Raw genomic sequence first — 23,892 nt, forward strand, 5'->3', positions numbered from 1 at the left:
AGGACCGGACCCGCCGCGGTATCAGGAGTCGGCGCGGGCGTTGTAGACGAGCACCTCGCCGGAGTCGACGGAGGCGCGGTAGGCGCGGAACACGTCGAGGGCCTCGTCGCGGAGCACGCCGTCGACGACCTCGATGCCGCGGGCCTCGAACTGCGCGGCCCAGTCCTCGCGCATCGGGCCCTCGTCGAAGGTGCTGATCTCCTCGAGCTCGGGGCCGGAGCCCGCGACGACCAGGCGGCGCACCCCCGACCACATCGTCGCTCCGTAGCACTGCACGCACGGGCGCCAGTTGACGACCAGGTCGTGCGCGGGGAGGCCCTCGCCGCCGAGGTCCCAGGTGCCGAGCGCGGTCTGCGCGAGACCGAGCGCCGTCACCTCGGCGTGGCCGGACGAGACCCCGCTGCCGAGGACGACGTTCACTCCGACCGAGACGAGACGACCGGAGTCGCGCTCGACGACGATCGCCGCGAACGGGCCGCCGTTCCCCTCGCGGAAGTTGCGGTCGGCGAGCGCGTGCACGAGGGCCATCCGGTCCTCGAGGCTCGGGAGGACCTCGGGGACGTCGCGGAGGGCGTCACCGATCCAGGCGGGCAGGGCGATCTCGTAGCGGGTGGCGATGCGGTCGATGTCCATGGGTCCTCCGGGAGACGGGGCGGGGCGGGGCGGCGGGCGGAGAGGGATGCGCGGCAGGCACGGCACAAATGACGCGCGGGCGGCGGCCGTCGCCCCTCAGCCTCGCAGTGCCGAGCGCCGGAGACGGAATCGGCCCGGCGCGTCGACGCGGAGGTCAGGCGAGGAGGGCCTCGCCGAGCGCCGCGGCCTGCGCCGCCCAGAAGCGCTTCGCCACGCCGGTCCGGCGGAACAGGGCGTCGAAGCCGTGGAAGGCGCCCTCCACGATCTCGAGCCCGCACGGCACTCCGGCCGCGCGCAGGCGCTCGGCGTAGCGGACGTCCTCGTCGTGGAAGAGGTCGAGGCCGCCGACGCCGATCCAGGCCGGCGGCAGGCCCGTGAGGTCGTCGCGGCGGGCGGGGGCGGCGTAGGCCGCGACGCCGGGGCCGCCGGGCTCGCCTGCGAGGTAGGCGGTCCAGCCGAAGCGGTTGCTGCCCGGGGTCCAGACGCGGACTCCGCGCGGAGGAGGACCGGGCCGGGTGACGGTGCGGTCGTCGAGCATCGGGTAGACGAGCAGCTGGAACGCGGGCTGCGCTCCTCCGCGGTCGTGTGCGAGGAGGGTCGCACCCGCGGCGATGCCGCCGCCCGCGCTCGCGCCTCCGACGGCGATGCGCGCCGGGTCGACGCCGCGCTCCTGCGCGTGCTCGACGAGCCAGTCGAACGCGGCCAGCACGTCCTCGACGGCAGCCGGGGCCGGATGCGCGGGCGCGAGGCGGTAGTCGACGGAGACGACCGTGATGCCCAGGGTGCGGGCGAAGTCGATGCAGGGCGCCTCGTCCTGGAGGTGGCTGCCGAGCACCATGCCGCCGCCGTGTACCCAGAGGAGCGCGGGAGCGGTACCGCGGAGGATGCGCGGCCGGTAGCTGCGGGCCCGGACGGGAGCGGCTCCGGCGACGGGGATCTCGACGTCGTCGACCACGATGTCGGGCGGAGCCTCGCCTCCCTCGGCGGCGCGTCGCGTGGCGAGGCGCAGCAGTCGCGGGCCGAGGACGATCGGCGGGAGGAAGCGGCCGAGCGCGAGGTCGGGGTGGAAGAGGGGCGCCGTCGCGGCGGTGCGGGCTGACGCGGTCATGCGCGGGAGGCTACTCCTCGCGACCGTGCCGGCGCCCCTCCGCGGGACTACGGACGCACGAGGGTCTTGATCGCGCGGCGCTCGTCCATGGCGGCGTACGCCTCGGCGATCTCCTCGAGGGGCAGCTCGAGGTCGAAGACCAGACCGGGCTCGATCGCGCCGCTGAGCACGTCGGGCAGCAGCTCGGCCATGTAGCCGCGGACCGGCGCGACTCCGCCGTTGACGCCCACGTTCGAGCCGAACATCTGGCGGACGGGCAGCTCGGGGCCTCCGTTGGGGACGCCGACGTAGCCGACCATGCCGCCGGGGCGGGTGGAGTCGAGGGCCTGCTGCATCGACTCCTTGGTGCCGACGCACTCGAGCACGCAGTCGGCGCCGATCCCGCCGGTCAGCTCGCGGACGCGCGCGACGCCCTCGTCGCCGCGGGTCTCGACGATGTGGGTCGCCCCGAAGCGGCGGGCGAGGTTCTGCCGCGACTCGTGCCGCGACATCGCGATGATCGTGGTCGCGCCGAGGCGCTTGGCCGCCAGGACGGCGCAGAGGCCGACCGCGCCGTCGCCGACGACCGCGACGGTCGAGCCAGCGGTGACGCCGGCCGAGACCGCGGCGTGGTGGCCGGTCCCCATCACGTCGGCGAGGGTGAGCAGGCTGGGGATGAGCGCCGGGTCCGGATCGATGCCCACGCGGAAGAGCGTGCCGTCGGCGAGGGGCACGCGCACCTTCTCGCCCTGGGCGCCGTCCGCGAAGCCCTCCTCGCGGACCTCGGCGCCCCACCAGCCGCCGGTGAGGCACGAGGTGGAGACGCCGTTGGCGCAGTTCGCGCAGGTGCCGTCGCAGACGTAGAACGGGGCGATCACGAAGTCGCCGACCGCGACGTCGTGCACGTCGTCGCCGATCTCCTCGACGACGCCGACGAACTCGTGGCCGATGCGGTGCGCCTCCTTGGTGGGCGTGACGCCGCGGTAGGGCCAGAGGTCCGAGCCGCAGACGCAGGCCGCGGTGACGCGGACGATCGCGTCGCGCCCCGTCGAGAGCTGCGGGTCGGGGACCTCCTCGAGTCGGATGTCGCGCTCGCCGTGGATGAGTGTTGCTCGCATGGGTGCTCCTGGTCGGGAGGGGGATGGGGTCGGCGTCCACGGTACGCCCGCGACCGGCCGCGGGCGCCGGAGAGGCGGGGGCTTGCACGAACGCGCGCCGACGCGGCCCAGGTGGAGAGCCGGGGCGCGGCCGGGGGCGGTCCGGCGCCGGGCGGGAGGCGTCCTGCCGGAACGGAGGGGCCCCGCAGCAGCCCTGCGCCGCGTCACGGCTGCGCCTCCGCCCAGCCGTCGCGCCCGATCACGACGTGCGCGAGGAACCGCAGGCCGCACGCCTCTGCCCCGTCGGCGATCGCCCGCGTCGCCGCACGGTCGGAGGGGAGCACCACGGCCTCGCCCGCGTGGCTGTGCGCCAGGCCGATGCCCGCCGCGCCGCGCGCCAGCACCTCGGCGAGCACGGCGGCGACGGGGATCTCGGCGTGCGCCGGGGCTCCGTCGGCCAGCGTCAGGACGTCGCGGACGGCTCCGGACTCGGCGAGCGCCACCGCCAGCACGGTCTCGACCGGCCGGGCGGCCAGCAGCGGAGCGACGAGCCCGGCCAGGCCGGCGGCGTCGGTCACCCGGGCGGCGCGCGAGGCGCGGTTCATCCTCCGCCGCAGCTCGAAGGAGGCGACCAGGCGGCAGGCGGCGACCTCGCCGACTCCGCGGTGCCGCATCAGATCGCCCACCCCGGCCCGGGCGACGGCGTCGATGCCGCCGAAGCGCGCGAGGAGGCGCTGCGCGACGACGGTCGCGTTGGCGCCGCGGACGCCGGCCCCGATGAGCACGGCGAGGGTCTCGGCGTCGGTGAGCGCTTCCGGTCCGTAGGCGCGGAGGCGCTCCCTCGGCCTCTCCTCGGGAGGGAGGTCGGCCATCCGGGGGCCGGGCGTTTCGAAGGACATGCCGCCGACGCTACGGAGCCCGCCGGACGGGCGCGCCGCGGATCCCGCGACTGTGGACGACTCCCGCCCTCGCGCGCCCTGTGGAGGGAACTTCCGTCGCCACCCGCGCGCTCCTCTCCCCTGCGAGTACGCAGAAGTCGGACTCGCGACAGGGGTCGAGCACCCCGGTCAGTCCGACGCGGGCATCCCCGCCGTCACCGACAGGCTCTCGCCGTCCGGCGCCACGTCCACCAGCACCACGTCCCCGTCGCGCACCGTGCCGCCGAGCAGCGCCGTCGCCAGCTGGTCGTCGATCGCCCGCTGCATCAGCCGGCGCAGCGGCCGCGCGCCGTACTGCGGGTCGTAGCCGCGCTCGGCCAGCCACCCGCGGGCCGCGGGCGTCACCGCCAGGTCGAGCCGTCGCTCCGAGAGCCTCCTCGACAGCCGGTCGACGTACAGCGACACGATCTCGCCGAGCTCGGTGCGGTCGAGCGCGTCGAAGATCACGATGTCGTCGAGCCGGTTCACGAACTCGGGCTTGAAGGCCTGGCGCACCATCTGCTGGACCGCCTCCTCCTTCTGCGGCCGTGACAGCGCCGGGTCCACGAGGAACTGCGACCCCAGGTTGGAGGTGAGGATGAGGATCGTGTTGCGGAAGTCGACCGTCCGCCCCTGGCCGTCGGTGAGCCGGCCGTCGTCGAGCACCTGGAGCAGGACGTCGAACACCTCGGGGTGCGCCTTCTCGATCTCGTCGAGGAGCACCACCGAGTACGGGCGGCGGCGGACCGCCTCCGTGAGCTGGCCGCCCTGCTCGTAGCCGATGTAGCCGGGAGGGGCGCCGACCAGCCGCGAGACGGCGAACTTCTCGCCGTACTCCGACATGTCGATGCGGACCATCGCCTTCTCGTCGTCGAAGAGGTGGTCGGCGAGCGCCTTCGCCAGCTCGGTCTTGCCGACGCCGGTCGGCCCGAGGAAGAGGAAGGAGCCGGTCGGCCGGTCGGGGTCGGAGATGCCCGCGCGGGTGCGGCGCACCGCGTCCGCGACGGCCGACACCGCCTCGTCCTGGCCGATCAGTCGGCGGTGCAGCTCGGTCTCGAGGTGCAGCAGCTTCTCGGTCTCGCCCTGCAGGAGACGCCCGACGGGGATCCCCGTCCAGGCGGCGATCACCGCGGCGATGTCGTCGGCCGTCACCTGCTCGTTGACCATGCGGCCCTCGGCCGGCTCCTCCTCCGCCTCGGCGGCCGCGAGCTCGCGCTCGATCACCGGGATGTCGCCGTAGAGCAGCTTCGACGCGCGCTCGAGCTTCCCCTCGCGCTGCGCGCGCTCGGCGGCGATCCGCAGGGCGTCGAGCCGGTTCTTGAGCTCGCCGACGCGGTTGAGGGAGGCGCGCTCGCGCTCCCAGCGCTCCTGCAGCTCCTCGAGCTGGGCGCCGCGGCGGGCCAGGTCCTCGCGCAGCTTCTCCAGCCGCGCCTTCGAGGCCTCGTCCTTCTCCTTCTTCAGCGCCAGCTCCTCGAGCCTCAGCCGGTCCACGGAACGGCGCAGCTCGTCGATCTCGACGGGAGCGGAGTCGATCTCCATGCGCAGCCGCGACGCGGCCTCGTCGATCAGGTCGATCGCCTTGTCCGGCAGCTGGCGGGAGGTGATGTAGCGGTTCGAGAGCGACGCGGCGGCGACCAGGGCGGAGTCGGCGATCGCCACCTTGTGGTGCGCCTCGTAGCGCTCCTTCAGCCCGCGGAGGATCGCCACGGTGTCCTCGACGGTCGGCTCGCCGACGAGGACCTGCTGGAAGCGGCGCTCGAGAGCGGCGTCCTTCTCGATGTACTGGCGGTACTCGTCGAGCGTCGTCGCGCCGATCATCCGCAGCTCGCCGCGCGCCAGCATGGGCTTGAGCATGTTCGCGGCCGCCACCGACCCCTCGCCGCCGCCCGCGCCCATCAGCGTGTGCAGCTCGTCGATGAAGGTGATGATCCGGCCGTCGGACTCCTCGATCTCCTGGAGCACGGCCTTCAGCCGCTCCTCGAACTCGCCGCGGTACTTCGCTCCGGCGATCAGGGCCGAGAGGTCGAGGCTGACGAGCTGCTTGCCCTTGAGGCTCTCGGCGACGTCGCCCGCGACGATCCGCTGCGCGAGCCCCTCGACGACGGCGGTCTTGCCGACGCCGGGCTCGCCGATGAGGACGGGGTTGTTCTTGGTGCGGCGCGTGAGCACCTGGCTGACGCGCCGGATCTCGGCGTCCCTCCCGATCACCGGGTCGAGCTTGCCGCTCGCGGCGATGGCGGTCAGGTTGACGCCGTACTGCTCGAGTGCGGACTTCTCGTCCTGCTGGGGCATCCGACCGGCCTGCATGATGGTGGTCTCCTCCGTGGCTCGAAAGTTGAGTTCGACGGACTCAACTTTACTCCCGCGACGGCTCCGGCGGTCAGGCCGTCAGAAGATCGCTGTCGCGACCCTGGAGCGCCTCGAGCGCGTTCCGGAGGATCGAGCGCAGCCGGAACTCGTCGATCCCGGTCAGCGCCGAGATCTCGGCCTGCGAGAAGCCGCCGGCCGCTGCCAGCAGCAGGAGCTCGCGGTCCGGGCAGTCGAGGGCGAGCAGGCCGCTGCCGAGCGGACGCCGGGCGAGCTCGTGCGCGGACCCGAGGGTCTCGCAGAGGACCTCGAGCACCCAGAGCACGGGCTCCGGCGAGCGGGCGCCCTCGCGGGCGCGGCGCCACACGGCGGTGAAGACGTCGGTGCAGAGCCGGTCGCGGCCGGCCGGGTCGGCCTGGACCGTGCCGACGCACGCCGAGACGAGGCCGCCGAAGCGGTCGACGAGCTCTCCCAGAGCGGAGGCGTCCCCCGTGGCGGAGCGGGTCAGCAGACGGGCGGCGTCCTGCGTCAGCGGCGGACGCACCCGTCCACCGGTCGCGTCCTCGCCTCCAGCACTCACAGGCCCCAGCGTGTCACCGACTCCGTGACGGCGGGACCGGTTGCGCGGAAGGGGGGTGACAGGTATGGAGCGGATCCGCTGTCCGACATCAGAGGCGCGGCCAGCGCGCGCGGGCGAAGCAGAAGAGCCCGTAGGCGATGAGCCCGACCGCGACGAAGCCGAGGAGGAACACGCCCGCCGGCAGCTCCACGAGCGACTTCAGCGCCTCGTCGAGCCCGCCCGCCTGCTCCGGATCGTGGGTGATGGCGGCGACGATCAGCAGCACGCCGAGAGCGCCGAGGACCACGCCCTTGGCGACGTAGCCGGCGACGCCGAGCACGGTGACGACGGTGCCCGCCGTGCCGCCCGGCTCCGCGACGTTCTCGAGGAACTTCCTGCTCGCTCCGCGGTACACGAAGACGCCGCCGACCGCGAGGACGGCCAGTCCCGCGATCACGAGCAGCACGACTCCGCCCGGCGCCGAGAGCACCTGCGCGCTCGCGCTCTCGGACGACTCGGACGAGCTCGACCCGCCGCCCGTCGCGAACTTCAGCGCCGTCACGCCGAGGGCGCCGTAGACGACGGCCTTGCCCGCCTCCTTGAGCCGGCTGCCCCAGGTCTTCAGGGCGCTCTCGCGCGGGCGGACGAGGAACGCCTCGAGCAGCCCCCACAGCGCCAGGCCGAAGAGGCCGACCGTGCAGATCCAGAGGATCACCAGACCGCCGGGCTGCGCCGCAAGGGCGCCGAGAGCACCGCTCTGGTCGGCCTCGCCTCCGCCGCCGCGGGCCACGCCGAGCGCGATCACTCCGATCAGGAGGTGGACGAGGCCGTTCGCCGCGAAGCCGCCGCGGGCGAGGGTCCGCACCGCCCGGGAGTCCTGGATGTCGTCGGCGGTGCGCTGGGCGTCGGCGGTGCTCGGAGTGTTCACAGGGTGGACGCTACGCGTTTCCACACCCCCGCGCCCGGCGCTCCGCCGTTCGGAGGTGCTCCCGGAGCCGGTTCTCCACACCTTTCCACAGGGTTGTCCACAGCTGTGGAATCGCTGGAGGGACGAGTGGATCACACGTCCACGGCGCGGACGAGTCCGTCCTGCACGCCTCCCAGCCAGTCATAGACGCTGCGGATCGCGGCCGCGCTCCCCTCCTCCGGGACGACGTCGTCGGTGTCGTCGATACCCAGCCGCACGGCCAGAGCGAGCCGCATGTCGGTCAGTGCGCGGAGCCAGGCGATCGCCTGCGGCTCCTCGAGACGGACCGCGACCTCGCCCAGCCCCTCGAAGATCCGGCCGTGACTCGTGCCGTCGCCGGCGTCGAGGGCCGCCGTGACGGCGCGGGCGTCGTCCATCTTGCGGGCGGCGAGGTCCGGAGCGGTGAAGCGGCGGAACTCGTCGGCCGCCTCGGCGTCGTCGCGGTAGGCGTCGGGCAGGAGGCGCGCGAGCGCCGGATCGGAGCGGGCCTCCTCCGAGGACGCCCCGCGATCGAGCAGCTCGAGCATCTCGCCGGCCAGGTGGCGGAGGATCCCGGCCTCCTCGCGGTCGAAGCGGGCGACGGCCGCTCCGGAGGAGTCGCGGCGGAACGCGCGCATCAGCCGAGTCCTCGGATGCCGCGAGCGGGGTGCTCTCCGGTCTCCGCGGCCGCGGGGCGCAGCGGGGCGCTCACGCGTCGGCCTTCTGCAGCGTCGCCCACAGGCCGTAGCCGTGCATCGCCTCCACGTGCCGCTCCATCTCCTCGCGGTTGCCGGTCGCGACGACCGCGCGCCCCTCGGTGTGCACCTGCAGCATCAGCCGCTCCGCCTCGGCCCGGCCGAAGCCGAAGTAGCTGCGGAAGACGTACGAGACGTACGACATCAGGTTGACCGGATCGTCCCAGACCAGCACGATCCACGGGACCTCGGCCGCCGAGCGGGTCGCCAGGCGCTCGTCCGCGCGCTCGATCGTGTCCGCCATCCCTCCAGCGTAGGCCGCAGCGCGGACGGACGCCCGGGCGCGCGGGCCGGAGCGTGCTGCCCGCAGCCCGCGAGTGACCAGGAGTCGTCGCACTCGGCGCGGAGCCGCGAGGACGAGACCGCGAGAAGCCAGGAGTCGTCGCAGTCGAGCGCGAGTGCGACGACTCCTGGACGGTCGGAGCAGAGTCAGCAGCGGCGCCCGCCCTACGCCGACAGGCGCGGCAGGACCTCCCGGGCGAAGAAGTCGAGGTGGTCGAGGTCCTGCAGGTCCATGAACTGCAGGTAGACGCGCTCGCAGCCGGCCTCGCGGAGGGACTCGAGGCGGTCGACCGCCTCGTCGACGCCGCCGGCCACTCCGTGCTCGCGCAGCTCGGCGGGCTCGCGGCCGATCGCCGCGGCACGGCGCGTGAACTCCGCCTCGTCGCCTCCGCCGACCGCGATCAGCGCGACCGAGTGCACGAGCGACGAGGGCTCGCGCCCGATCGCCCGGCACGCCTCGTCGACGCGCTCGAAGGCCCCCGGGATCGCGTCGAACTCGGGGAAGGGCAGGTTGAACTCGCTCGCGAACCGCGCCGCGAGCGCCGGGGTCCGCTTGGGGCCGCCGCCACCGACGATCACCGGCAGCGGCAGGCGGGCGGGCTTGGGCAGGGCCGGGGAGTCGGTCAGCGTGTAGTGCTCGCCGGCGAAGGAGTAGCGCTCGCCGACCGGCGTCGACCACAGGCCGGTCACGATCTCGAGCTGCTCCTCGAGGAGGTCGAAGCGGCGCGGAGGGAAGGGGATGCCGTACGCGGCGTGCTCCTGCTCGAACCAGCCGGTGCCGAGGCCGAGCTCGGCACGGCCGCCGGACATCGCGTCGACCTGGGCGACCTGGATCGCGAGGATCCCCGGCGGCCGGTAGGTGACGGAGGAGACGAGGGCGCCGAGCGCGATCCGCTCGGTCTCGCGGGCGAGGCCGGCGAGTGTCGTCCACGCGTCGGACGGGCCCACGCCGGGGTCGCCGTCCCCCATCCGGAGGTAGTGGTCGGAGCGGAAGAAGCCGTCGTAGCCGAGGCTCTCGGCGGCCTGCGCGACGGCGAGGAGGTCCTCGTAGCTCGCGCCCTGCTGGGGTTCGGTGAACACTCTGAACTGCACGGGTCCAGCCTCCCGCACCGGGGCCGGATCATGCCAGCCCGGCTCCCCCGGCCGGGGCCGCCGACGGGCCCCCGTGTACCGTGGACGGTTGCCGCCGACGAGAGGACCCCATGTCCGAGCACCCGTCCTCCCCGGACACCGCCCCCGCCACCGCGGGCACGACCGCCCCTCCGCACCGCCTCGCGCGGTGGGTCTTCTGGCCCGCCGCCGTCCTCACGCTGTCGATCGCGGCCTTCGCGATCCTCGCGCCCGACGCCGCGACCTCCGTGTTCTCGACACTGCAGACCACGGTCGTCAACACGTTCAGCTGGTACTACGTGCTGATCGCCGCGGTCTTCGTGGCCTTCGCGATCTGGATGGGCGTCAGCCGCTTCGGCGACATCAAGCTCGGCGCCGACGACGACGAGCCCGAGTTCTCGATGCTCGCCTGGATCTCGCTCCTCTTCGCCGCCGGCATGGGCATCGGCCTCGTCTTCTACGGCGTCGCGGAGCCGCTCACCCACTTCGCCACTCCGCGCCCGGGCGTCACCGGCACCGAGACGCAGCTCGCGCAGAGCGCGATCTCGCAGACCTACCTGCACTGGGGCGTCCACGCCTGGTCCATCTACGTGGTGGTCGGCCTCGCCCTCGCGTACGCGATCCACCGCCGCAAGCGGCCGGTGTCGATCCGCTGGGCGCTGGAGCCGCTGCTGGGCCGCCGGGTCCGCGGCGGCTGGGGCAACGCGATCGACGTGGTCGCCCTGGTCGGCACCATGTTCGGAGTCGCGACCTCGCTCGGCCTGGGCGTCACCCAGATCTCGGCGGGCCTGGAGGCGAGCGGCATCGTGGAGTCGTCGCTCACCGTGCAGATCGTGGTCATCGCCGTGGTCACGGGCCTGACCGTCTTCTCGCTGATCTCGGGCGTGGGCAAGGGCATGAAGTGGCTCTCGACCGGCAACCTGCTGCTCGCCGCCGCGCTCCTCGTCTTCGTGCTCGTCGCCGGCCCGACCCAGTTCCTCCTCCGCGAGTTCGTGCAGTCGCTCGGCAACTACCTGCAGAACTTCATCGGCCTGACCTTCACGGTCAGCGCCTACGCCGGCCGCGAGGGCGAGCAGTGGCAGGCCTCGTGGACCACGTTCTACTGGGGCTGGTGGATGTCGTGGGCGCCGTTCGTCGGCATCTTCATCGCCCGCGTCTCGAAGGGCCGGACGGTCCGCGAGTTCGTCGGCGGCGTGCTGCTCGTGCCGACGATCATGACCTTCCTCTGGTTCAGCGTCCTCGGCGGCACGGCCATCTACCGGGAGCTCTACGGCGACGGCGGCCTCGTCGGCGCCGACGGCTCGGTCGACACCAACCTGGCGCTCTTCTCGATGCTGCAGGGACTGCCCGCGGGCTCGGTGCTGACGATCGGCGCGATCCTCCTGATCGGCGTCTTCTTCGTCACCTCCGCCGACTCCGGAGCGCTGGTGATGTCGATGATCGCGACCGGCGGCGAGCCGGAGCCGCGCAACCGCATCCGCGTGTTCTTCGCCGTCGCGACCGCGCTGCTCGCCCTGTCGCTCCTGGTCGCCGGCGGCCTCGACGCCCTGCAGACCGCGGCGATCCTCTCGGCCCTGCCGTTCAGCGTCGTGATGATCCTGATGTGCGTCGCGACGGTGATCGCCTTCCGCCGCGAGATCCGCGCCTACGACAAGGCCCGCCGCAAGGCGTTCGTCGGCGACATCGGCACGTTCTACGGCCTCGAGGTCGAGGATCCGGCGGAGCGCGAGCCCGCCCACCCGATCAAGCGCCTCGCGAACCGCCTGAAGCCGGGGTCGAAGGAGTAGCCGGCTCGGAGGAGCAGCCAGGTCGGAGGAGGCCGGGCGCCGCTGGGGCGCCCGGCCGGCCGATCAGCTGGGCGACGGGATGAAGGGGTGCTCCGGCGGGTCCTGGTCGTCGCCGAGGCGGGCGTCGGCGCCCTGGTCGAGCGCCTCGTCGATCGACTCGGGGTCGTCGATCTCGGCCGGGTCCTCCGGCGGGACCGGCAGGGAGTCGCCGTCGGGGCGGGTGGTGTCGGTGACGTCCTCGGGGGCGTCGAAGCCGAAGCTGCTCATGGTTCCCTCTCCGCGGTGCGCCCGGGAGGCGGCGCCGCTGCGGGCAGCCTAGGTCGCGCCCCCGGAGGCGGTCACGGACTTGACGGGGCACCCGAGGGGCCCCGCGGGATCGGCCTGCTCCGGAGGAGCCTCCATCCCGGCGGCCGTCAGTGCACGTACTCGAGCAGGTCGGCTCCGAGGGTGCGCATGCCCTCCAGCACCGCGAGGCGGTAGTGCAGGGTCGTGTCGTCGAACTGCGTGGCGACCGCGTAGGCGACTCCGGCACGTGGGCCGCGGAGGACGCCCGCCTCGGCGCGGACGCCGACGTCGGTGCCGGTCGCGTTGACGAGCAGGACCCCGTGGTCGGGGTGGCGGTGCGCGAGCGGGTCGAGCCCGAACGAGGCGGCGACCATCGAGAGGTCGGTGCCGAGCGAGAGCCAGCCGATCACCCGCGAGCTCACGGCGGCGTCGACGATCTCGCCGTTCGCGAGGGTGGCGAGCAGCCAGGTCAGCTCGCGGGCGGAGCCGATCGAGAGCTGCGGCGCGTCGTCGGGACCGCGCTCGTCGCGAACGACGTCGAGCAGGGCGGTGCGGGAGAGGCCGAGCGCCTCCGCCCGCTCGCGCACGGCATCGAGGCCGACGCGGCGCAGCAGGACGTTGGTCGCGAGGTTGTCGCTCGAGGCCCCGACGAGGGCGGCGAGGTCGGCGATCGGCATCGACGGCACCTGGAGGTGCTGCCAGAGCCCGGAGCCCGAGACCGCGTCCGCCGCGGTCCGGTCGACCAGGCGCAGGTTCTCCTGCGGCTCGTTCGCCAGCCGGGCGGCGACCTCGATCAGCAGCACGACGGTGCCGAGGGAGGCGGTGGGCATCGAGACGGAGTCGTCGACCGCGAACAGGGTGCGGCCGGTCGCCAGGTCGACGGCGCGCGCCGAGACGACGACCCCGTCGATCGCGAGACGGCCGAGGGCGTCGAAGCCGCGCTGGAAGTTCTCGCGGTCGCCGCCGCCCTTGTGGCGCCCCCGGCGGTTGCGTCGGCTCTCACGGCGGGTCTCGCTGGTGGGGATCACCACGGGTACGGCCCCTCTACGGGTCGGGAGTGCGGTCGTGCGGAGGGGGGACCTGGGTCCTCACGCGCCGGCAGGACGCGCGATCGGCGGACGACCCCGCTGCATCGGTCGGCTCTCGATGCCCGGGGCTCCTCGTCCGTGGTGCGGAGGTGGTCGGCGGCGACTACCAGATGGTGACGCGCTCGCTCGGGGAGAGCCAGAGGGCGTCGCCTTCGGAGACGTCAAAAGTAGCGTAGAACTCGTCGATGTTCCGGACGATCTGGTTGCAGCGGAACTCGGCCGGAGCGTGCGGATCGATGGCGAGGAGGCGGATCGTCTCCTCGTCGCGCGACTTCTGCTGCCAGGCCTGCGCCCAGGAGAGGAAGAAGCGCTCGGCGCCGGTCAGGCCGTCCACGACGGGCGGCTCCTCGCCGTCCAGCGAGAGCAGGTAAGCCTTCCAGGCGATGCCGAGTCCGCCGAGGTCGCCGATGTTCTCGCCGATGGTCAGGGCGCCGTTCACGTGGTGCCCGGGCGTGGTCGCGGGAGCGAGCGCGTCGTACTGCGCGATGAGCGCCTTCGTCCGCTCCTCGAACGCGGCCCGGTCCTCCTCGGTCCACCAGTCGGTGAGGCGGCCGTCGCCGTCGAAGCGCGAGCCCTGGTCGTCGAAGCCGTGGCCGATCTCGTGACCGATGACGGCGCCGATCGCTCCGTAGTTCGCGGCGGGGTCGCGGGCCTCGTCGAAGAAGGGGAACTGCAGGATCGCGGCCGGGAAGACGATCTCGTTGAAGCCCGGGTTGTAGTACGCGTTGATCGTCTGCGGGGTCATGAACCACTCGTCGCGGTCGAGCGGGCGGCCGATCTTGCCGAGCTCGCGGGCGAACTCGAACTCGGCCACGCGGCGGGCGTTGCCGAGCAGGTCGGCCGGGTCGATCGAGAGGGCGGAGTAGTCGCGCCAGCGCACCGGGTAGCCGATCTTGGGCGTGAACTTCGCGAGCTTCTCGAGCGCGCGCTCGCGGGTGGCGGGGCTCATCCACTCCAGGTCGACGATGGAGCGGCGGTACGCCTCGATGAGGTTCGCGACCAGCACGTCCATCGCGGCCTTCGCCGTCTCGGGGAAGTGGCGAGCGACGTAGGTGCGGCCGACCGCCTCGCCGAGCGACCCCTCGACGAGCGAGACGGCGCGCTTCCAGCGCTCCCGCTTCTGCGGGGTGCCGGTGAGGGTGCGGCCGTAGAAGTCGAAGTTGGCGTCGACGAAGCCGCTGGACAGGTAGGCCGCGGCTCCGCGGATCACCTGCCAGGACAGCCAGTCGCGCCAGGCCGGGAGCCGGTCCTCGGTGAGCAGGCCCGCGAGACCCTGGAGGAAGCTCGGCTGGCGGACGACCACCTCGGCGAGCGCCCCCTCCGGAGCGCCCATCGCAGTGAGCCACACGCCGAGGTCGACGCCCGCGGCGAGCTCCTCGACCTCGGACCAGGAGCGGAGGTTGTAGGTCGCCTGGCTGTCGCGGCTGCGGACCTTGTCCCAGTGGGCGGCAGCCAGATCGGTCTCGAGGGCGACGATGCGCTCGGCGCGGGCCTCGGCGGCGTCGATGCCGGCCAGCGCCAGCATCCGCGCGACGAACGGCGTGTAGGCCTCGCGGACGGAGGCGAACTCCTCCTCGCGGTAGTAGCTCTCGTCCGGCAGGCCGAGGCCGCCCTGGTTGACGAAGACGAGGTAGCGCTCGGGGCTGCCCGGGTCGTTGTCGACGAAGAGGCCGAAGAGCCCGGGGACGCCGGTGCGCTCGAAGGCGCCGACCGCGCGGAGCAGGCCGGGGATCGAGTCGACCCGCTGCACGGCGGCGAGGTCGTCGGCGATCGGGGCGGCGCCGAGCTCCTCGGCCCGCTCCTCGTCCATGAAGGAGGCGTAGAGGTCGCCGAACAGGCGCTCCTCGGTGCCGTGCTGCGCGGTCTGCGCCTCGACGATGATGTCGCGCACGGCCTTCTCCGCCTCCTCCTGGAGGACGTGGAAGGAGCCGTAGCGCGCCTTGTCGGCGGGGATCTCGGTGCGGTCGATCCAGAGCCCGTTGACGTGCCGGTAGAGGTCGTCCTGCGGGCGCGTCGCGGGGTCGAGTTCGGAGCGGTCGATACCGGAGCGAGGCGTCGTCGAGGTCATGGCGGACAGCCTACGTCGGGGCGCCGACACGGTGGCGCGAGGTGCGGCGGGTCGAGCGCGGAGCCGCGGAGGGCGGGCGCGGAGCCGCGGGAGGGCCGGGCGCGCCACCGTCCGGCTCGCGGGGGCGGACTGCTCCTGCGAGCCGGACGGTGGCCGACGGGGACGCCGGAGCGTCAGCGCCCGAGCTGCTCCTCGACGTACGCGCGGATCGGCGTGGTCGGCCGCCCGATCAGGCGGGCGAGCGAGCCGTCGGTCCCGCCGAGGAGGCCGTCGGCGATGTTCGCGTCGAGGCCGACGACGAAGCCGACTCCGCCCTCGGGGACGCCGGCGCCGGTGAGGACGCGGGCGTGCTCGTCGGAGGAGACGTGACTGATCGCGGCGTCGCGTCCGGCGACCTCGGCGACGATCGCGGCCAGCTCGTCGAAGCTCCAGGCGGTGTCGCCGGAGAGCTCGTGCACGGTGCCGACCAGGGACGGGTCGGTCAGGGCGACCGCTGCGGCCTCGGCGTAGTCGGTGCGCGCGGCGCTGGCGACGCGGCCCTCGCCGGCGCTCGAGAGGGTGCTGCCGGTGGAGGCGAGCTCGGCGACGGTCTGCTCGTAGTTCTCGTTGTACCAGCCGTTGCGGAGGATGACAGCGGGGACGCCGCTGGCGGCGATCGCCTCCTCCGTGGCCTTGTGCTCGGGGGCGAGGATGAGCGCGCTCGTGGTCGCCTTCGGGGCGCTCGTGTAGACCAGGCGCGCGCCGGCGCGGACGGCGGCGTCGATCGCGGCGGTGTGCTGTGCGACGCGCCTGCCGACCTCGGAGCCCGAGACGAGGAGGACGGCCTCGGCGCCGGAGAAGGCGGCGTCGAGCGAGGCGGGGTCGTCGAAGTCCGCGACGGCGGTGCGGACGCCGAGGTCGGCGGCGAGCGCCTCGAGCTTCGCGGCGTCGCGGCCGGTGGCGACGATGTCGGAGGCGGCGGTGCCGCGGGCGAGCAGGTGCTCGACGGCGAGACGGCCGAGGTGGCCGGTGGCTCCGGTGACGACGAGGGTCATGAGGGGTCCTTCCTGACGGGTGGGGCGGGCGGGGTCCGCCGCCAGGAGGGTGCAACCGGCGCATCCTCCTCCTGCTTCCCGGAATGCAGTACCCACTATTTCGTTAGTACTGTCATCACCCCTGTCCCGAGGAGCACCCATGACGATCGCCGACTCCCCCCTGCTCGCCGGGGACGTCTACTCCGCCGACTGCCCGAGCCGCGAGGTCTTCGGCCACGTCACAAGCAAGTGGGGCGTCCTGGTGCTCGCGGCGCTCGCTCCGGGCACGCTGCGCTGGGGCGCTCTGCGGCGCCGGATCGGCGGGATCAGCGAGAAGATGCTCGCTCAGACGTTGCGGATCCTGGAGGAGGACGGCTTCGTGCACCGCGAGGCGCGGCCGGTCGTCCCGCCGCACGTCGAGTACCGGCTGACGCCGCTGGGAGCGGAGCTGGCGGATCGGCTGCTGCCGGTCGTCGAGTGGATCGCGGGGAACGTCGGGGCGGTCCTGGAGGCGCGCTCGGAGGGCCGCAGGGAGGGAAGGTGAGCCTCACCTTCTTGTGAGAACGTTCACGTCCCGTTCAGGGAGGAGCCTCCACCCGGCGGCATCGGCGCCCCCTCCCCCTGCTTGCCTCGATCGCGTCTCCTGCTCGTGATCGAAGGACCTCCATGTCAGACACCGCCCGCCGCCCGCTCCTCCTCCCGATGGCCGGCCACGTGCGCGGCAAGCGCAGCCCCGTCACCTGCGCGCTGAAGTGCGCCAACGCCTGCTCCACCGCGACCTGCAACACGTCGCACAACAGCTACTTCCGCGACATCGTCTCGTCGCAGCTCTCCCGCCGCAGCGCCCTCGGCCTCGGCCTGGCCGGCGCGGTCACCGTCGCCGTCGCCTCCGCCGGAGGAGCGCCCACCGCCGAGGCGGCCGTGGCGACCGCGGCCGACGGCTCGCCGCTCGCCTTCACTCCCATCGCTCCGGTGCCGTACACGGTCGACCGGTTCACCGTCCCCGAGGGCTTCGCCTGGCAGCCGATCATCCGCTGGGGCGACCCGCTCTTCGCCGACAGCCCCGCCTTCGACATCGCCGACCAGACGGAGGCCGCCCAGGCCGCGCAGTTCGGCTACAACAACGACTACACCGACATCGTCGAGATCCCGGGCTCGAAGCGCCTCCGCGCCCTGCTCGTCGTGAACCACGAGTACACGAACGAGAGCATCATGTTCCCGGCCGCGCAGCTCGAGGCGGAGCCGGAGCGCGTGCGCGCCGTCGGCCGCGCCGCCCACGGCCTCAGCGTCGTCGAGCTGGTCCGCACCGCGGTCGACCGCCCGTGGGCCTACGTCCGCGGGGGCGAGCGCAACCGCCGCTACCTGATCGACACCCCCTACGAGGTGACCGGCGCCGCCGCCGGCACCGACCTGCTGAAGACGGTCGCCGACCCCGAGGGCCGCACCGTGCTCGGCACGCTCGGCAACTGCTCCGGGGGCACGACGCCGTGGGGCACGATCCTCTCGGGCGAGGAGAACTTCAACGGCTACTTCCGCGCCGTCGGCACGAGCGACGCCGAGAAGCGCTACGGCCTCGCCGACTCCGAGACCTCGCGCCTCTGGGAGCTCGACGACCCCCGCTTCGACGCCCGCACCCCGGGCTACGAGAACGAGCCGAACCGCTTCGGCTGGATCGTGGAGTTCGACCCCTTCGACCCCGACTCCACGCCGAAGAAGCACACGGCGCTCGGCCGGCTCAAGCACGAGGGCGCGAACGTCATCATCGCCCCGGACGGCCGCGTGGTCGCGTACCAGGGGGACGACGAGCGCTTCGACTACCTCTACAAGTTCGTCTCGACGAAGCGCTACATCGAGGGCGACCGCGCCCACAACAAGACCCTGCTGGAGGAGGGCGACCTCTACGTCGCCCGCTTCACCGGCGACTCCCCCGTGGCCGAGATCACCGGCACCGGGGCGATCCCCTCGGACGGCGGCTTCGACGGCATCGGCGAGTGGCTGCCCCTGGTGCTGAACGGCGCCTCGACGATCGCCGGGATGAGCGTCGCCGAGGTCCTCGTGCACACGCGCCAGGCGGCGGACGCCGCGGGCGCGACCAAGATGGACCGCTGCGAGGACGTGCAGCCCAGCCTGGTCAGCGGCCGGATCTACGTGGCCTGCACCAACAACTCCGCCCGCGGCACCGAGGGCGCCAAGGAGGGTGCGACCGAGGTCAACCCGCGCACCGAGAACCGCGACGGCCACATCGTCGAGATCATCGAGGACGGCGGCGACCAGACCGGCCGCACCTTCACCTGGAACCTGCTGATGCTCTGCGGCGACCAGGCGCAGGGCGACGTCGTCTACTTCTCCGGCTTCCCGGCGGACCAGGTCTCGCCGATCTCGTGCCCGGACAACCTGGCCTTCGACTCGGTCGGGAACCTCTGGATCTCGACCGATGGCGCCCCGAGCGGCATCGGCTACAACGACGGGCTCTTCAAGGTCGCGCTCGAGGGCGCGACGCGCGGCAGGGTGGAGCAGTTCCTCTCGGTGCCCCGCGACGCCGAGACCTGCGGACCGATCGTCCACGACCTCGACCAGCACGTGTTCGTGGCGGTGCAGCACCCGGGCGAGGAGGGCACCTTCGAGGCGCCGACCTCGTTCTTCCCGGACTACGGATCGACGGCGGCGGGAGCGGTGGCGGCACCGCGTCCGACCATCGTGCAGATCCTGCCGGCGTCGCAGGTGGTGGCGCCGACTCCGACGCCGACCGCCAGGCCGACCACGGCACCGACGACCCCGCCGACCACCGCGCCCACGGCGACTCCCACCACGGCACCGACCGCCGGGCCGACTGCGGCGCCCACCGTTGCTCCGTCCCCGGTGCCCACGACCGCGCCGACCGGCACTCCCACCCCGCTGCCCGTCGGCGGCTCGGGCGGCGGGCTGGCCTCGACCGGAGTCGAGAGCGTCGGCCTGATCGCGGGCGCCACCGCGCTCCTGGCCGCTGGCGCCACCGCGCTCGGCCTCGGAGCGCGCCGCCGCGCGGCCGCCGAGGGCGAGGACGACCCGCAGGCGTGAGGCCGGACAGGGCCCGGGACCGATTACAGGATCGGGGCCCGGGCCCTGTCACGCTCGGGGACCCGCCGCTCAGGCCCCCGGGACCGGCGGGCCGGTGCGCCAGCGGAGGATCGCCGCGGCGTCGGCGTCGTGCGGCAGCGTCACCACGTCGGCCCCTTCCGGAGCGGTGCGGGAGTCGGTGACGAGCACGCGCGCGTCCGTGAGCACGGCGGCGCGGGCCAGCGCGAGGGCGGCGTCGACGGAGTCGATCACCTCGGCGCCCAGCGCCTCCTCCGGGGCCGACGCGACCCACGGCTCCGCGGCGAGCGCCAGCAGAGCGCGCTCGCGCAGCCGGCCGGGGTCGAGCACCAGCGTCTCGACCTGCGCCGAGGCCAGCGCCGTGACGATCGCGCCGAGCGAGTACTCGACGGTGCGGCGCGGCTCCCCTGTGCGCAGGGCGTCGAGCACGTCCTCCTTCTCGCGCAGCAGGATGCGGTCGAGCTGCTCGTCGACGAACCGCTCCAGCGCCCCCTCCTCGCTGCCGGCGGCTCGCGTGTTCACGGGCTCGACGGCCAGGATCGCGGCGCTGCTCGGCGAGAGCTGCTGCGCGAGCAGCTGCCGGGCGTGGATGTCCCCCGCGACGACCAGCAGGCGCGGCCGGTGCACGCGCACGAGCTCGTCCACCGCGGCGGCGAGCTCGGCCTGCGTGCGCCGCCATATCTCCTCCGCGTGGTGGTGGAACCGGTCGTGCCGCCAGCCGCCGGCCTGCGCCTTGTGGAGGGTGTCGGTGCGGCCCTGCACGGCCTGCTCGGCCTCGGGTCGCTGCGCGCCCAGGCGGTGCAGGCGGATCTCGCCGCCGTCCCGCGAGGTCTCGACGACGAGGACGCGCAGGTCGGGCCGGTGCTGCAGCAGCGGCACGATGTCGGGGAGCGGGCTGTAGGAGACGCCCTCGGGCGCGACCGGCCGACCCGGCAGCACTTCGTTCAGCACGACCCTCCCGTCCACGGCGACCGCGAAGAGGCAGCAGGCGCCCTGGGGGCGCCCGGCCCCCTCGAGCAGAGCGGCGAGGGCCCGGATGTCGGCCTGGGGCGCACCCTGGCGGGCGAGCTCGTCTCCGAGGGACGTGGCGCGCTCGAGCGAGATGTCCGGCGGATCCCCGGAGTCGATCGCGAGGTCGACGTAGAGCTGCGACACGGGCCGGGAGTCGCGGAGGAGCTCGGCCAGGGTCGGGAGAGCGGGGGTGGTGGTCACCATCGGGTCGTCCTTTCCTGTCGTGTCCCGACAGTGTCGGACGGCAGGAGCGGGAGGAGGGACGGGGTTGACTGCTCGCGCGCGCCTCAGAGCAGGCGGCGGGCGGAGGCCCAGGCGGTGAGCTCGTAGCGGGAGGAGAGCTGCAGCTTGCGGAGGACGGCGGAGACGTGGGACTCGACCGTCTTGACCGAGATGAAGAGCTCGGCGGCCGCCTCCTTGTAGGCGTAGCCGCGGGCGATCAGGCGCATCACCTCGCGCTCGCGCGCCGAGAGCCGGTCGAGCTCGTCCCCCGACTCCGCCTGCTCGCCCGCCAGCGCCCCGAAGGCGTCGAGCACGAAGCCGGCCAGGCGCGGCGAGAACACGGCGTCCCCGCCCGCCACCGCGAGCACGGCCCGGCTCACCTCGGCTCCGGAGCTGGCCTTGGTGATGTAGCCGCGGGCGCCGGCGCGGATCACGCCGACCACGTCCTCCGCGGCGTCCGAGACGCTCAGCGCCAGGAAGCGCGACGACGACCCGGCGCTGCGCCGCAGCACCTCGGCCCCGCCTCCGCCCGCACCGCCCGGCAGGTGCACGTCGAGCAGCACCACCTCGGGCGCGAGCGAGGCGACCAGGCCGACGGCGGAGTCGACGTCGGCCGCCTCCCCGACGACCTCGAGCTCGGGGGCGAGGTCGGCCCGCAGGCCGGAACGGAAGATGGAGTGGTCGTCGACCAGCAGCACGCGGGTCACCGCTCGACCTCCGCGGGGAGCCGCAGATGCACCTCGGTGCCGGTGCCGCCGACCCCGGGACGCACGGTCGCGCTGCCGCCCGCGCGCGCCATCCGGCCGATGATCGACTCGCGGATGCCGAGGCGGTCGCCGGGCACCTCGTCGAGGACGACGCCGGGGCCGCGGTCGCGCACGAACACGTCGACGCCCTGCACGGAGGACTCGAGGTACACCGAGACGTCGCCGCCCGCGTGCCGGGCCGCGTTGAGCACGGCCTCGCGGGTCGCGGCGAGGAGCGCGGCGGCGCCGGGGACGGACGCTCCGACGGCCACCACCTCGAGGTGCACGGGGTAGTCGAGCTCGACGGCGGCGGCGATCGCCCGGACCTCGGCGGCCAGGTCGTTGGCGACCGGGACGTCGCGCTCGAACAGCCAGTCGCGCAGCTCCCGCTCCTGGGCGCGGGCGATGCGGGCGACCTCGCTCGAGGCTCCGGCGCGGTTCTGGATGAGCGCGAGGGTCTGCAGCACGGAGTCGTGCAGGTGCGCGGCGATCTCTGCCCGCTGCTCCTCGCGCACGCGGGCGGCCCGCTCGCCCATCAGCTCGGACCAGAGGGTCACCACCCGGGGCGCGGCCAGCACGCCGGCGGCGATCAGCAGCACGCCCACGGCGAGCACCGCGTTGAGGGCGCTCGGGCGGCCGGTGAGCACGGCCGCTCCGGCGAGCACCAGCAGCGCGCAGGAGGCGAGGCGCACCGCGGAGCCGTACCGGGCGGGGCGGACGGCGTCGCCGCGGTCGAGCCCGAGGCTCCAGCCGACGGCTCCTCCCGCGAGCAGGCCGACGGCGACGAGCGCGCGCGTGATGTCGGCGTCGTCGCCGCTGTCGACGGTGATCAGCACGGCGAGCGCCGCGACGGCGGCGGCGAGGGTCAGCAGGCCGGCCACGGGAGCGGAGCGGCGGACGGCCGGATCCGCGTCGCGCGAGTCGAGCGGCGCGAGGGGCACCAGGGCCCAGAGCCAGAGGTAGAGGAGCGCGCCGCCCCCGCCGAGCGCGGTCGTGAGGGCGGCCAGGAGGCGGGTCCTCCGCACGCTCCAGCCGAGGTGGTCGGCGACCGCGGTGCACACTCCGCCGAGCAGCATCGTCCGCGGCCGCTGCAGCGGGGGGCGGACGGCGGTGCCGGGGACTGTGCTCACCCCTGCATCCAAACAGGTCGGCCGCACGATCGGGGGTGCTCTCGGGGTCGGATCAGGGGTTCCCCCGATGGTCCGGGCCGCGGAGCGCACGGGAGACTCGCAGCATGACAGGACAGAGCACGACCCCGCCGGGCTGCTCGGAGCCGGACGGCACGGAGGCGGCGAGCACAGCGACGACGCCCATCGGGACGGATCCCGGAGCGGCCGGACCCGACAGCGCCGGCCCGGACAGCACCGGCCCCGAGAGCCCCGGCCCGGGAGCCCCCGGCCCCGCCGATCCGCCCCCCGCGCCCGAGAACCGCTTCGTGCTCTGGCTGCGCGGCCTCGACCTGCCCCGCCGTCCCGGCTGGATCGGCGGCGTCTGCGCGGGGATCGCCGACCGGCTCGGCATCGACCCGCTGATCGTGCGCGGGATCGTGCTCGTCGTCGCGGTGCTGGGCGGGCCCGCGCTCCTCCTCTACGCCGCGGCCTGGCTGCTGCTGCCCGACCAGGACGGCGCCCTGCCGGTGGAGCGGCTGCTCCGCGGCTCGCTCGACCGGGTGCACGCCGGGATCGGCGTCCTCGTGCTCGCCTCGATGCTGCCGGTGGCGCAGGGCTTCTGGTCGCTCGGCGGCGCGTACACCGGGGCGATGCCCTGGGCGCCCGCGACCGGGCGGACGCTGTGGTCGCTCGTGGTGCTCGGGCTGATCGTGGCCTTCGTGGTCTGGATCGTGCGGCGGAGCCGGCGATCGGACGACGCGGCCGCTCACCCGGCCCAGGGCTCCCCGTCCGCACACCCCTCCGCGACGCTCCCCTACCCCGCGCCCTCCGCTCCGGCCTACCCCGCACCCGACCCCGGCCTGCAGGACGAGCGCCCCTCGTCCCCCGAGGCCGTCGCCGAGTGGCGCGAGCGCCAGGAGGCCTGGCGGGCCGAGCGGGAGGCGTTCCGCGCCCAGCAGAGCGCGTCGGCCCGCGAGACGGCCCGCGCCCGGGCGGAGGAGGCGCGAGTCGCCGCCGCCGCCGTCACCGCCGCGCGCCTGGAGCGCCAGCGCCTCCGACGCGCCGCGAACCCCCGGCTGCGGGCGAGCCTCACGTTGCTCGCCCTGGGCGCCGCCGCACTGACCGGCGCACTGGTCTCGCTCACCGCCTCCGGGCCGACGGCCCTCGTCGTCGGAGCCGCCTCGGCCGCGCTCGTGCTCGCCGTGGTGATCGTGCTCGCCGGCCTGTTCCGGAGGCGCGCGATCGCGCTGGTCGCCCTCGCGACGGTCGCGCTGGTCACGGCCGCCTGCGCCGCCGTGCTGCCGACCGACCGCGAGCTGCTCCCCGTGCTGGGCACCTACGGCTTCTCGAGCGCCGCTCCCGGCCGCTACGCGACGCTCGCGGCGAGCGACCTGCGCGTCACGGTCGCACCCGGCTACGAGACCTCCGGCGAGCCGCTGGACCTCTGGATCGGCTACGGGCACGTGTCCGTCGCCACGATGGCGGGAACGGCGGTCCGCCTCGAGGCGACCACGGAGGACACCGAGCTCCTCGTTCTGGACGCCGACGGAGGCGCGATCGACGCGCCCCGCGAGGTCCGCACCGCCGACGGCCGTCAGCTGTGGACGCAGACCTTCGGCGATCCCGAGGCCGAGCCGTTCGTGGTCCGCATCGCCCAGGAGGGCGGGTCGATCCGCGTCCAGGACTCCACACCGGGCGCCTGATCAGACGCGGGTGAGCATCCCGGCGAGGGAGTCGAGCGCGCCGGGGACGAGGGAGAAGTACGCCCACGTGCCGCGCTTCTCGCGGGCCAGGA

21 protein-coding genes are annotated in these 23,892 nt (G+C 74.1%); 4 read left to right on the forward strand and 17 right to left on the reverse strand.

Going from position 1 to position 23,892, the window contains the following annotated elements; genetic code table 11:
• Window positions 1-21 precede the first annotated feature (21 nt).
• The 10 genes from C5C69_RS14200 to C5C69_RS14245 all read right to left on the reverse strand — a co-directional run bounded on the left by C5C69_RS14200 (window position 22) and on the right by C5C69_RS14245 (window position 9,675).
• Window positions 22-633: a nucleoside deaminase gene (locus tag C5C69_RS14200; RefSeq protein ID WP_181127068.1), complete on the reverse strand. Its 612-nt coding sequence runs from the start codon at window positions 631-633 to the stop codon at window positions 22-24.
• Between the two features lie 154 nt (window positions 634-787).
• Window positions 788-1,741: an alpha/beta hydrolase gene (locus C5C69_RS14205; protein WP_104258178.1), complete on the reverse strand. Its 954-nt coding sequence runs from the start codon at window positions 1,739-1,741 to the stop codon at window positions 788-790.
• A gap of 47 nt (window positions 1,742-1,788) precedes the next feature.
• A complete protein-coding gene (locus tag C5C69_RS14210) occupies window positions 1,789-2,838 on the reverse strand; it encodes a zinc-dependent alcohol dehydrogenase family protein (RefSeq protein ID WP_104258179.1) in 1,050 nt (349 codons plus the stop codon).
• A gap of 203 nt (window positions 2,839-3,041) precedes the next feature.
• Window positions 3,042-3,716 carry a RadC family protein gene (locus tag C5C69_RS14215; RefSeq protein WP_104225738.1) on the reverse strand — a complete coding sequence of 225 codons (675 nt, stop codon included), beginning with the start codon at window positions 3,714-3,716 and terminating at the stop codon, window positions 3,042-3,044.
• Between the two features lie 168 nt (window positions 3,717-3,884).
• Window positions 3,885-6,026, reverse strand: a complete 2,142-nt coding sequence (locus tag C5C69_RS14220; RefSeq protein ID WP_374953578.1) for an ATP-dependent Clp protease ATP-binding subunit — start codon at window positions 6,024-6,026, stop codon at window positions 3,885-3,887.
• Window positions 6,027-6,114: 88 nt separating this feature from the next.
• A complete protein-coding gene (locus tag C5C69_RS14225; RefSeq protein WP_146079286.1) occupies window positions 6,115-6,621 on the reverse strand; it encodes an RNA polymerase sigma factor in 507 nt (168 codons plus the stop codon).
• 88 nt (window positions 6,622-6,709) lie between these two features.
• Window positions 6,710-7,528: a DUF1206 domain-containing protein gene (locus C5C69_RS14230; protein ID WP_104258183.1), complete on the reverse strand. Its 819-nt coding sequence runs from the start codon at window positions 7,526-7,528 to the stop codon at window positions 6,710-6,712.
• 131 nt (window positions 7,529-7,659) lie between these two features.
• Window positions 7,660-8,184: a DUF2017 domain-containing protein gene (locus C5C69_RS14235; RefSeq protein WP_104225742.1), complete on the reverse strand. Its 525-nt coding sequence runs from the start codon at window positions 8,182-8,184 to the stop codon at window positions 7,660-7,662.
• A 70-nt stretch (window positions 8,185-8,254) separates the two neighbouring features.
• Window positions 8,255-8,545, reverse strand: coding sequence for an ATP-dependent Clp protease adapter ClpS (gene clpS, locus C5C69_RS14240; protein ID WP_104222829.1), 291 nt, complete (start codon window positions 8,543-8,545; stop codon window positions 8,255-8,257).
• A gap of 203 nt (window positions 8,546-8,748) precedes the next feature.
• Entirely contained in the window at window positions 8,749-9,675 is a 927-nt protein-coding gene (locus C5C69_RS14245; RefSeq protein WP_104258184.1) for an LLM class F420-dependent oxidoreductase, read from the reverse strand.
• A gap of 110 nt (window positions 9,676-9,785) precedes the next feature.
• Here C5C69_RS14245 and C5C69_RS14250 point away from each other — a divergent pair, with 110 nt between their 5' ends.
• Window positions 9,786-11,480: a BCCT family transporter gene (locus C5C69_RS14250; protein WP_104258185.1), complete on the forward strand. Its 1,695-nt coding sequence runs from the start codon at window positions 9,786-9,788 to the stop codon at window positions 11,478-11,480.
• 63 nt (window positions 11,481-11,543) lie between these two features.
• On the opposite strand, the gene C5C69_RS14255 is transcribed toward C5C69_RS14250, so the two are convergent.
• From C5C69_RS14255 to C5C69_RS14270, 4 genes are all read right to left on the reverse strand, one after another.
• On the reverse strand, window positions 11,544-11,747 hold the full coding sequence (locus tag C5C69_RS14255; protein ID WP_104222832.1) for a hypothetical protein: 204 nt from the start codon (window positions 11,745-11,747) through the stop codon (window positions 11,544-11,546).
• Window positions 11,748-11,893: 146 nt separating this feature from the next.
• Window positions 11,894-12,796 carry a serine hydrolase gene (locus C5C69_RS14260; RefSeq protein ID WP_104222833.1) on the reverse strand — a complete coding sequence of 301 codons (903 nt, stop codon included), beginning with the start codon at window positions 12,794-12,796 and terminating at the stop codon, window positions 11,894-11,896.
• Window positions 12,797-12,956: 160 nt separating this feature from the next.
• Window positions 12,957-14,921 (reverse strand): M13 family metallopeptidase, encoded by a 1,965-nt coding sequence (locus C5C69_RS14265; protein ID WP_104222834.1) that lies wholly within the window; start codon window positions 14,919-14,921, stop codon window positions 12,957-12,959.
• A 173-nt stretch (window positions 14,922-15,094) separates the two neighbouring features.
• Window positions 15,095-15,955, reverse strand: coding sequence for an NmrA family NAD(P)-binding protein (locus C5C69_RS14270; protein ID WP_104258186.1), 861 nt, complete (start codon window positions 15,953-15,955; stop codon window positions 15,095-15,097).
• A 139-nt stretch (window positions 15,956-16,094) separates the two neighbouring features.
• Between C5C69_RS14270 and C5C69_RS14275 the strand changes: the two genes are divergently transcribed.
• On the forward strand, window positions 16,095-16,478 hold the full coding sequence (locus C5C69_RS14275) for a helix-turn-helix domain-containing protein (RefSeq protein WP_160033071.1): 384 nt from the start codon (window positions 16,095-16,097) through the stop codon (window positions 16,476-16,478).
• Between the two features lie 122 nt (window positions 16,479-16,600).
• On the forward strand, window positions 16,601-18,991 hold the full coding sequence (locus C5C69_RS14280; protein WP_104258187.1) for a PhoX family phosphatase: 2,391 nt from the start codon (window positions 16,601-16,603) through the stop codon (window positions 18,989-18,991).
• Window positions 18,992-19,060: 69 nt separating this feature from the next.
• On the opposite strand, the gene C5C69_RS14285 is transcribed toward C5C69_RS14280, so the two are convergent.
• The 3 genes from C5C69_RS14285 to C5C69_RS14295 form a co-directional block, all read right to left on the reverse strand.
• Window positions 19,061-20,224: a Vms1/Ankzf1 family peptidyl-tRNA hydrolase gene (locus C5C69_RS14285; protein WP_104258188.1), complete on the reverse strand. Its 1,164-nt coding sequence runs from the start codon at window positions 20,222-20,224 to the stop codon at window positions 19,061-19,063.
• A gap of 83 nt (window positions 20,225-20,307) precedes the next feature.
• The gene (locus C5C69_RS14290) at window positions 20,308-20,949 is read right to left on the reverse strand and encodes a response regulator transcription factor (RefSeq protein ID WP_104222839.1); all 642 of its coding nucleotides are present in this window, start codon (window positions 20,947-20,949) and stop codon (window positions 20,308-20,310) included.
• Complete coding sequence (locus tag C5C69_RS14295; RefSeq protein ID WP_104258189.1) at window positions 20,946-22,118, reverse strand: sensor histidine kinase; 1,173 nt, start codon at window positions 22,116-22,118, stop codon at window positions 20,946-20,948. Before C5C69_RS14295 ends, C5C69_RS14290 begins: the two co-directional genes overlap by 4 nt.
• Before the next feature lie 104 nt (window positions 22,119-22,222).
• Here C5C69_RS14295 and C5C69_RS14300 point away from each other — a divergent pair, with 104 nt between their 5' ends.
• The gene (locus C5C69_RS14300; RefSeq protein ID WP_104258190.1) at window positions 22,223-23,800 is read left to right on the forward strand and encodes a PspC domain-containing protein; all 1,578 of its coding nucleotides are present in this window, start codon (window positions 22,223-22,225) and stop codon (window positions 23,798-23,800) included.
• Window positions 23,801-23,892 lie beyond the last annotated feature (92 nt).

It is taken from the genome of Rathayibacter sp. AY1C7 (assembly GCF_002931865.1).
Taxonomy (GTDB): Bacteria; Actinomycetota; Actinomycetes; order Actinomycetales; family Microbacteriaceae; genus Rathayibacter.

Excerpts from the sequence above, each read along its gene's own strand:
- C5C69_RS14200 (WP_181127068.1), bottom strand. The coding sequence starts at position 633 with ATGGACATCGACCGCATCGCCACCCGCTACGAGATCGCCCTGCCCGCC.
- C5C69_RS14205 (WP_104258178.1), bottom strand. The coding sequence starts at position 1,741 with ATGACCGCGTCAGCCCGCACCGCCGCGACGGCGCCCCTCTTCCACCCC.
- C5C69_RS14210 (WP_104258179.1), bottom strand. The coding sequence starts at position 2,838 with ATGCGAGCAACACTCATCCACGGCGAGCGCGACATCCGACTCGAGGAG.
- C5C69_RS14215 (WP_104225738.1), bottom strand. The coding sequence starts at position 3,716 with ATGTCCTTCGAAACGCCCGGCCCCCGGATGGCCGACCTCCCTCCCGAG.
- C5C69_RS14220 (WP_374953578.1), bottom strand. The coding sequence starts at position 6,026 with ATGCCCCAGCAGGACGAGAAGTCCGCACTCGAGCAGTACGGCGTCAAC.
- C5C69_RS14235 (WP_104225742.1), bottom strand. The coding sequence starts at position 8,184 with ATGCGCGCGTTCCGCCGCGACTCCTCCGGAGCGGCCGTCGCCCGCTTC.
- clpS (WP_104222829.1), bottom strand. The coding sequence starts at position 8,545 with ATGGCGGACACGATCGAGCGCGCGGACGAGCGCCTGGCGACCCGCTCG.
- C5C69_RS14250 (WP_104258185.1), top strand. The coding sequence starts at position 9,786 with ATGTCCGAGCACCCGTCCTCCCCGGACACCGCCCCCGCCACCGCGGGC.
- C5C69_RS14255 (WP_104222832.1), bottom strand. The coding sequence starts at position 11,747 with ATGAGCAGCTTCGGCTTCGACGCCCCCGAGGACGTCACCGACACCACC.
- C5C69_RS14265 (WP_104222834.1), bottom strand. The coding sequence starts at position 14,921 with ATGACCTCGACGACGCCTCGCTCCGGTATCGACCGCTCCGAACTCGAC.
- C5C69_RS14270 (WP_104258186.1), bottom strand. The coding sequence starts at position 15,955 with ATGACCCTCGTCGTCACCGGAGCCACCGGCCACCTCGGCCGTCTCGCC.
- C5C69_RS14275 (WP_160033071.1), top strand. The coding sequence starts at position 16,095 with ATGACGATCGCCGACTCCCCCCTGCTCGCCGGGGACGTCTACTCCGCC.
- C5C69_RS14280 (WP_104258187.1), top strand. The coding sequence starts at position 16,601 with ATGTCAGACACCGCCCGCCGCCCGCTCCTCCTCCCGATGGCCGGCCAC.
- C5C69_RS14285 (WP_104258188.1), bottom strand. The coding sequence starts at position 20,224 with ATGGTGACCACCACCCCCGCTCTCCCGACCCTGGCCGAGCTCCTCCGC.
- C5C69_RS14300 (WP_104258190.1), top strand. The coding sequence starts at position 22,223 with ATGACAGGACAGAGCACGACCCCGCCGGGCTGCTCGGAGCCGGACGGC.